Genomic DNA, 6,451 nt, shown 5'->3' with positions numbered 1-6,451 from the left:
GTTGCATCATCATGGGTTGTTTGTTTTTCTTCTTAACGCTTGATCCTGCAAGGGCGATGAGTTTCGCTGGCGCCTTCACAGCACCAAGCTTTGCGTTCATGGGGATTACCTTTCCAGTAACCGACATGAACACGGCAGCGCAAATCTGGAGAAGCTTATTACCCGTAAGTCATTACATCGAAGTACAAACGGCACAGTCTAGTTATGGCGTAAGCGCGGCACAGTCTTTGATCAGCCTCTCTTCTATGTTGTGGTATGCCGTTCCTACATTGGTGGTTATATTATTAATTAAGAAACATCTAATGCAAGCATCACTCTCAGCTAAAACTAAAAACGAAGCAGAACAAGGAGTAAAACAATGAGCTTTACTCAACTGCTAAAACAAGAACTGTTAGCGGTAATTCGCAACCCTGTTGTACTTCTAACGGTATTTGGTGGTGTGGTCTTCTATTCATTCTTGTATCCGCTGCCTTACGCAAATCAAGTTCCTCAACAGCTTAAAGCTTCCGTTGTGAACTTGGATAAGAGCCAAAGCAGCTACCAGTTAGAAAGAATGGTAGATGCCACGTCTCAAATTGACTTGGTACGCCGCGACTCCACCATCGCCGATGCTAAGCAAGCTGTTCTTAATCAAGAGATTGGTGGGTTCCTCGTCATCCCAGAGAACTTCTATAAAGACTTGCTCCTAGGTAAGAGCCCGACGCTTTCTTACGCTGGTGATGCATCTTACTTCTTGGTCTACGGAACCATTGTTGAAGGGCTTGCCAAGGCAGGCGGCACGTTAGCTGCGCAAGTAAAGGTCAGTCACTTGTTAGTTGAAGGTGTGCCGTTAGAATCCGCAGCCAAAGGCTACAGTGCATTCAGCTTGAACCTAAAACCAACCTTCAATAGTCGCATGGGCTACATTGATTACGTGGTTCCAGCCGTCTTTGTGTTGATCCTGCAACAAACCTTAGCCATGGCTTCTGGTTTAGTTGGCGCGACCCAAAACGCTCAATCGACGTTTGGCTATTGGAGTAAGACCTCTCCAGCGAAACTGATACTTGCTCGCTGCTGTACCTTAGTCGGCATATATTACTTGTTGTCGATGTACTACTTCGGCGCGAGCTTTTCGATGTATGGCATTAACCTACTTGCCTCCATAACAAACATTTTGACCTTACTGCTACCCTTCTTATTGGCTAGTTGTTTGATCGGGATTTTTATTGGTGAGCTAGTGCCAAGAAGAGAGTTAGTCACGGTTTTGGTGTTAATCAGTTCAATGCCGCTGATCTTCTCTTCAGGTTTTATCTGGCCTGTTGAAATGATGCCTGAATGGTTAGTACTGCTGTCACAGTTATTCCCAAGCACACCCGCTATCCAAGGTTTTTTAGCGCTCAATCAGATGGGGGCATCTTGGCAAGAGGTAGCGTCTCAATGGACATTGCTATGGATACAAGTCGCTCTATGGGGCTCGTTACTCGCACTTAAGCTTCATCACAAATCGAGTAAACGTATCATTGGCTCTGTTTAACTCTAGTCTCTATTCGTCAGGCACTAAACCTCACGCTCATTGAAACCATTAACAAAGCTCTGATAAAGGGCTTTTTTAATGTCCTTTAGCTTGATTACATCTTCAGCTATCCATTGTTTAAACACCTCCCCAAAACATATTGAACATTAAAACTCGCCGACTTCCCTATGCACCTCCACTATCATTCACCTTAGTTCATGCTATAACAGCTACTGCATATGCCTTTTCCAACCTAAAAAATGCCTGCTTATTCCCAAACAATGACAAAACCCGAACAATTGTAAATTTATTGTAAAAAAATCTTTGATGGTATTATTTTTGTGTATAGGATTATCAGTAGGACTTGGCAGGCCGAATGCCATAGTCTAATTGGTGCACATACCAAAAGGATATCCATATAAAGCAAGATCAGTACTCATATTTATTTCATTTTTCGACCTAGCTACAGCCGTTTATGTTGCCGTCGAATTGCAATAAATAAGTCGCTGAAATGTAAAAAATCAAATAGAAAAAACACAACAGCAACAAACATAATTTAATAAAAAGACAGGGAAAACCATGAAAAACATACGTGAATTATTTTTTGGGTTTATATTATTATTTAGTTCCAGTGCATTTGCAGAAGAAGGATCATTTAATCAAGCTATCAGTAACTTAAGTCAAAGTGTTGATGGTTTTTTCAACGAATATACAGGTTGGTTCGTTGGACTGATATTTAAAAGCGTACCGGTAGGTGAAGCAAACTTCCCAATTATTGTTGGCTGGTTACTGCTCGCTGCGATCATCTTTACTGTTTACTTTGGCTTTGTTCAATTTAAACGTGTCGGGATGGCCATAGACATTATTAAAGGTAAGTACACAGACCCTAACTCCAAACACGAAGGGGAAGTTTCTCACTTTCAAGCGTTAACAACCGCGCTTTCTGGAACTGTTGGGCTTGGTAATATTGCCGGTGTGGGTGCAGCTCTCGCAATTGGTGGTCCTGGTGCAACATTCTGGATGATCTTGTGTGGTCTTCTGGGTATGGCGTCTAAGTTCTGTGAGTGTACCTTAGGTGTGAAATACCGAACTATCCTACCTTCAGGTGTCGTTTCCGGTGGTCCCATGTACTACCTAAGCCAAGGTCTTGGTGAAAGAGGGTTGGGTGGACTAGGTAAAGCCCTTGCTATTGGTTTTGCATTAATGTGTATTTTAGGCGCATTGGGCGGCGGTAACATGTTCCAAGCTAACCAAGCACATGCCATGTTAACTTACGCATTCGATGTACCAAGTGAATACGGTGTCATCACAGGCCTTGTACTCGCCGCTTTAGTTTTCTCTGTGATTGTTGGTGGTATGCCTTCTATCGCATCGGTAACGGAAAAAGTTGTTCCTTGGATGGCTGCTCTGTATATCGGTATGGCTCTGATTGTTATCGGTTCTAATCTTGATCAAGTGGGTCCTGCGTTCAGTGCAATCTTTACAGGTGCGTTTACTGGCGAAGGTGTGGTTGGTGGATTCATTGGTGCCTTAATCCAAGGTCTAAAACGTGCAACGTTCTCAAACGAAGCAGGTGTAGGTTCAGCAGCTATCGCTCACTCTGCGGTTAAAACAAAAGAGCCAATCACTGAAGGTCTAGTATCACTATTAGAACCGTTCGTTGATACAGTCATCATTTGTACAATGACAGCCTTGGTTATCACTATCGCTGGTCTAAATACAGGTCCATTCGATGGTTCTGGCTTAACGGGTGTAACGCTTACTGCTGCATCGTTTACTGAAACGGCAGAAGTGTTCAAATACACACTCGCTCTAGCGGTAATCATGTTCGCGTTTTCTACCATGATCTCTTGGTCGTACTACGGTCTTAAAGCGTGGACTTACCTATTTGGTGAAGGCAAAACAACGGAACTGATTTTTAAAGTGATGTTTTGTGTGTTTGTTGTTATCGGTGCGACGATTCAGTTTGGCGCGGTAATCGACTTCTCTGACGCAGCTATCTTTGCGATGTCTATTTTCAACATTCTAGGCCTGTACTTCCTAATGCCTGTTGTGAAGAAAGAACTGCAATCATTTGTTGCTCGAGTTAAATCTGGCGAAATCAAAACTTACGAAAAATAGTGACTCGTCAATAATTTATTGTCGAATAACACTGTTCTAAAAATTTTTGTAAGACCCTTTGCTTGAGAAAGCGAGAACAGTATTGCAACGTACAAAATCCCTACAGGCTGTGCTTGTAGGGATTTTTTATGTCTGAATTTTCTTGTTTAAGCCGCCGTTCAGGATCTTGGCTTACTTGTTTACGATCCAAGACTTCTTCTACTTCAATCATTTCTCGTTGCGCCAATGCCGAATTACAATCATCAAAGCAATAAGCTACGGTACAAGTCTCGCACAAATATTCAGGCATCCCTTTGTCCTTTGAGATAGTCTAATCACCGAGTGGCAACAAACCACATATTCATCCTAGAACATAACAATTATGCTAATTTTCTGGCGTGTAAATATGCGTGCAAAGTCACCAACTACCCAACAAAGCACATATCAAGATCAATTTTACGTATCTAATCACTAATTTCAGAAATAACAATGTAAAGCGCATCTTAGCCATTTAGGGGGTGAGAACGCAAAACGCCCACATCACGTGTGCGATGTGGGCGTTCAAATTCTTACTGCAAGTAGTCGTGATATGGCTATATTAAGCGCTCAGCTTATAGACCCATCTCTTCAGTGAGAGTCTTGATCTGCTTGATATCCATGGTGTGAACTTCAATCATTTGTCTGATGTCACTTAAGCGGGAATTGGCATTATCCTGTTTCTCACAGGCGTCAGATTTTGTATCCCATGACGTACCATCTAAGAAAACATCACACGCTTTCTTCAAAGAACCAAGATTCTGTTCGATGTCATCTCTTTCTTTCTCGAGTTTTTCAAGCTCTTGAGATATCTGTAATTCTTTGCGGAAAAGCTCACGCGAACGTTCAAAAAGGGTCGACTGCATATCAGCTTGACGGCTCAACTTTTGATTATTTTGTTGAGTTTGTTCTAACGTTTGCTTCTGTTCGTTTAACTGCTGCTCTAACGAGTAGTTTGCTTTCTCTAAAACTGCAGATTGTTTCGCTAAATCTTGGAGTTCTTTTTGATGCTCTTCTGCCTGTTTCACTAGAGCAGCTTCTACTTTCGCATCAATTTCGGTATCAACTTTTGCCACTTTCTCTTCAACTGATGTCACCAACTGAGTTTTACTATCACGCAGTTCTTGATAACGAGTTTCTAGTACCTGATAAGTGGATTCCCACTTCGAAGCCGTGACTGTAGATCCGATTAAACCGCCTAACGCCAAACCGATAACCGCAGCAATGCCGATATAGAGCTGACTACGTTTATCGCGTTCCTCAATAACAACCACTTCATCTTGTTCGCCTTGTCCAGATTGCTGGTTCACTAGCGGGTACTCCCAAAAATTTGTTTAACGTTACACGGTCACTGATACTGATACTGATACTGATACTTTAAGCTCAGTTAAACCTATTGCCCAAGCCAGAAGCACTTGAGCTTTGCTAACACGTTTATCCTATCTGCTTACAGACAGACTTAACGAGTTAACTCCGAAATCATCAGGCTGGCAGTATACAAAAGGAAGCTGCTAACGATAACTATCACTACCCATTTTTGCAGTTTTTCGTTTGTCCGGTAACGAAACAGCACAAATGCCAAAGCCAATAAAAAAACAATCGCTATTAATCGAGTCATAACTCCTCCTTGTTTCTCTATTTTATACCATTTAAATAAGCAAGTTACGTCAGAGACTCGTTGTTTGATCATTTAGTTGAACAACATTTGAGCAAACAGATGTTTTGTAGCTGACATCACATTTTATATGATCTAGGATACGCCTACAGATTACCTAATTATTTAGGTAATTGTTCCGATGAAGACTGCAGGAGAGTGGTTTTTAACTAAATATTAACATTTAGTTAGATAAACCCGCCGAAGAAGTAAATCTTTCAGGCGCTTTGTGCTGGAGAAATCCAGAAAAGTGAGGACTGTCGTTGGAGGAACCTCTGGAGAGAACCGTACTACTTTTTTGTAGCAAGCGGTCGCCGAAGGAGCAAGCTTAGTGCCCGTTACTTATCTATAAGTGATTCGCTAAGTGAAACTCTCAGGCAAAAGGACAGAGGAGTGGAAAGCAACAGCCTTAATTAACAAAAGAATTCTATCTAGAAATCCGTCTGTATTAAGTAGTGCTATCGATCCCTGTGATCTGCACTGCCTTCCCTCTTCTCCTTAAATTTTATATTTATTAAGGGGAATCTATGAACCACCTACAAGCTACACTACAAACCATCAACCAATTCGTTTGGGGACCACCACTACTTATTCTGCTAGTGGGTACAGGTATCTATTTTACTTTTCGCTTAGGCTTACTCCAGTTTAGACACCTCCCAACCGCGCTAAAAATGGTGTTCAGTAAAGACAAATCCGGTACGGGTGACGTATCAAGCTTCGCCGCTTTGTGTACAGCGCTTTCCGCAACGATTGGTACAGGCAATATTGTAGGCGTAGCGACCGCAATCAAGATTGGTGGTCCTGGCGCCCTATTCTGGATGTGGCTTGCCGCTATATTTGGTATGGCGACCAAATACGCAGAATGTCTACTTGCCGTTAAATACCGCAGAACCGATAGCAATGGCGAAATGGTTGGCGGCCCAATGTACTACCTGCAATACGGTGTCGGCTCACGAATCTTAGCGGTCATGTTCGCTGTCTTCGCGCTCGGTGTTGCTTGCTTCGGTATCGGTACCTTCCCACAAGTAAACGCAATTTTAGACGCAACTCAAATCTCATTTGGCGCATCACGTGAAATGTCAGCGGTTGTCCTCACGATCCTTGTGGCGGTTGTAACCCTTGGTGGTATTCAATCTATCGCTAAAGTAGCAGGGAAAGTCGTTCCTACG

The 6,451-nt window shown here is 42.5% G+C and carries 6 protein-coding genes and 1 riboswitch; of the genes, 4 read left to right on the top strand and 2 right to left on the bottom strand.

All coding sequences use genetic code 11. The annotated features are described in order from the left end of the window. From AB4496_RS15345 to AB4496_RS15335, 3 genes are all read left to right on the top strand, one after another. Positions 1 to 362 (top strand): ABC transporter permease (locus AB4496_RS15345; protein ID WP_372131297.1); only part of this gene is annotated, 362 nt, incomplete at its 5' end. Next, positions 359 to 1,513: an ABC transporter permease gene (locus tag AB4496_RS15340; RefSeq protein WP_102257303.1), complete on the top strand. Its 1,155-nt coding sequence runs from the start codon at positions 359 to 361 to the stop codon at positions 1,511 to 1,513. The genes AB4496_RS15345 and AB4496_RS15340, both read left to right, overlap by 4 nt. A 558-nt stretch (positions 1,514 to 2,071) precedes the next feature. Beyond that, positions 2,072 to 3,613 carry a sodium:alanine symporter family protein gene (locus AB4496_RS15335; protein ID WP_009846571.1) on the top strand — a complete coding sequence of 514 codons (1,542 nt, stop codon included), beginning with the start codon at positions 2,072 to 2,074 and terminating at the stop codon, positions 3,611 to 3,613. Between the two features lie 100 nt (positions 3,614 to 3,713). Here AB4496_RS15335 and AB4496_RS15330 read toward each other — a convergent pair whose 3' ends face one another. Beyond that, positions 3,714 to 3,902 carry a hypothetical protein gene (locus tag AB4496_RS15330; RefSeq protein WP_012603781.1) on the bottom strand — a complete coding sequence of 63 codons (189 nt, stop codon included), beginning with the start codon at positions 3,900 to 3,902 and terminating at the stop codon, positions 3,714 to 3,716. Positions 3,903 to 4,203: 301 nt separating this feature from the next. Further along, positions 4,204 to 4,938, bottom strand: a complete 735-nt coding sequence (locus tag AB4496_RS15325) for a chromosome segregation ATPase (RefSeq protein WP_017103097.1) — start codon at positions 4,936 to 4,938, stop codon at positions 4,204 to 4,206. Positions 4,939 to 5,547: 609 nt separating this feature from the next. After that, positions 5,548 to 5,681, top strand: a riboswitch (glycine riboswitch). Between the two features lie 128 nt (positions 5,682 to 5,809). On the opposite strand from AB4496_RS15325, the gene AB4496_RS15320 reads away from it, so the two are divergent. Next, on the top strand, positions 5,810 to 6,451 hold a 642-nt coding region (locus AB4496_RS15320; RefSeq protein ID WP_372131295.1), incomplete at its 3' end, for an alanine/glycine:cation symporter family protein.

Source organism: Vibrio sp. 10N.222.46.A1 (assembly GCF_041473595.1).
Classification (GTDB): domain Bacteria; phylum Pseudomonadota; class Gammaproteobacteria; order Enterobacterales; family Vibrionaceae; genus Vibrio; species Vibrio tasmaniensis_A.
This window is presented reverse-complemented; position numbering and strand designations above follow the sequence as displayed.

Coding starts and splice junctions, on each gene's coding strand:
- AB4496_RS15340 (WP_102257303.1), top strand. CDS start 359: ATGAGCTTTACTCAACTGCTAAAACAAGAACTGTTAGCGGTAATTCGC.
- AB4496_RS15335 (WP_009846571.1), top strand. CDS start 2,072: ATGAAAAACATACGTGAATTATTTTTTGGGTTTATATTATTATTTAGT.
- AB4496_RS15330 (WP_012603781.1), bottom strand. CDS start 3,902: ATGCCTGAATATTTGTGCGAGACTTGTACCGTAGCTTATTGCTTTGAT.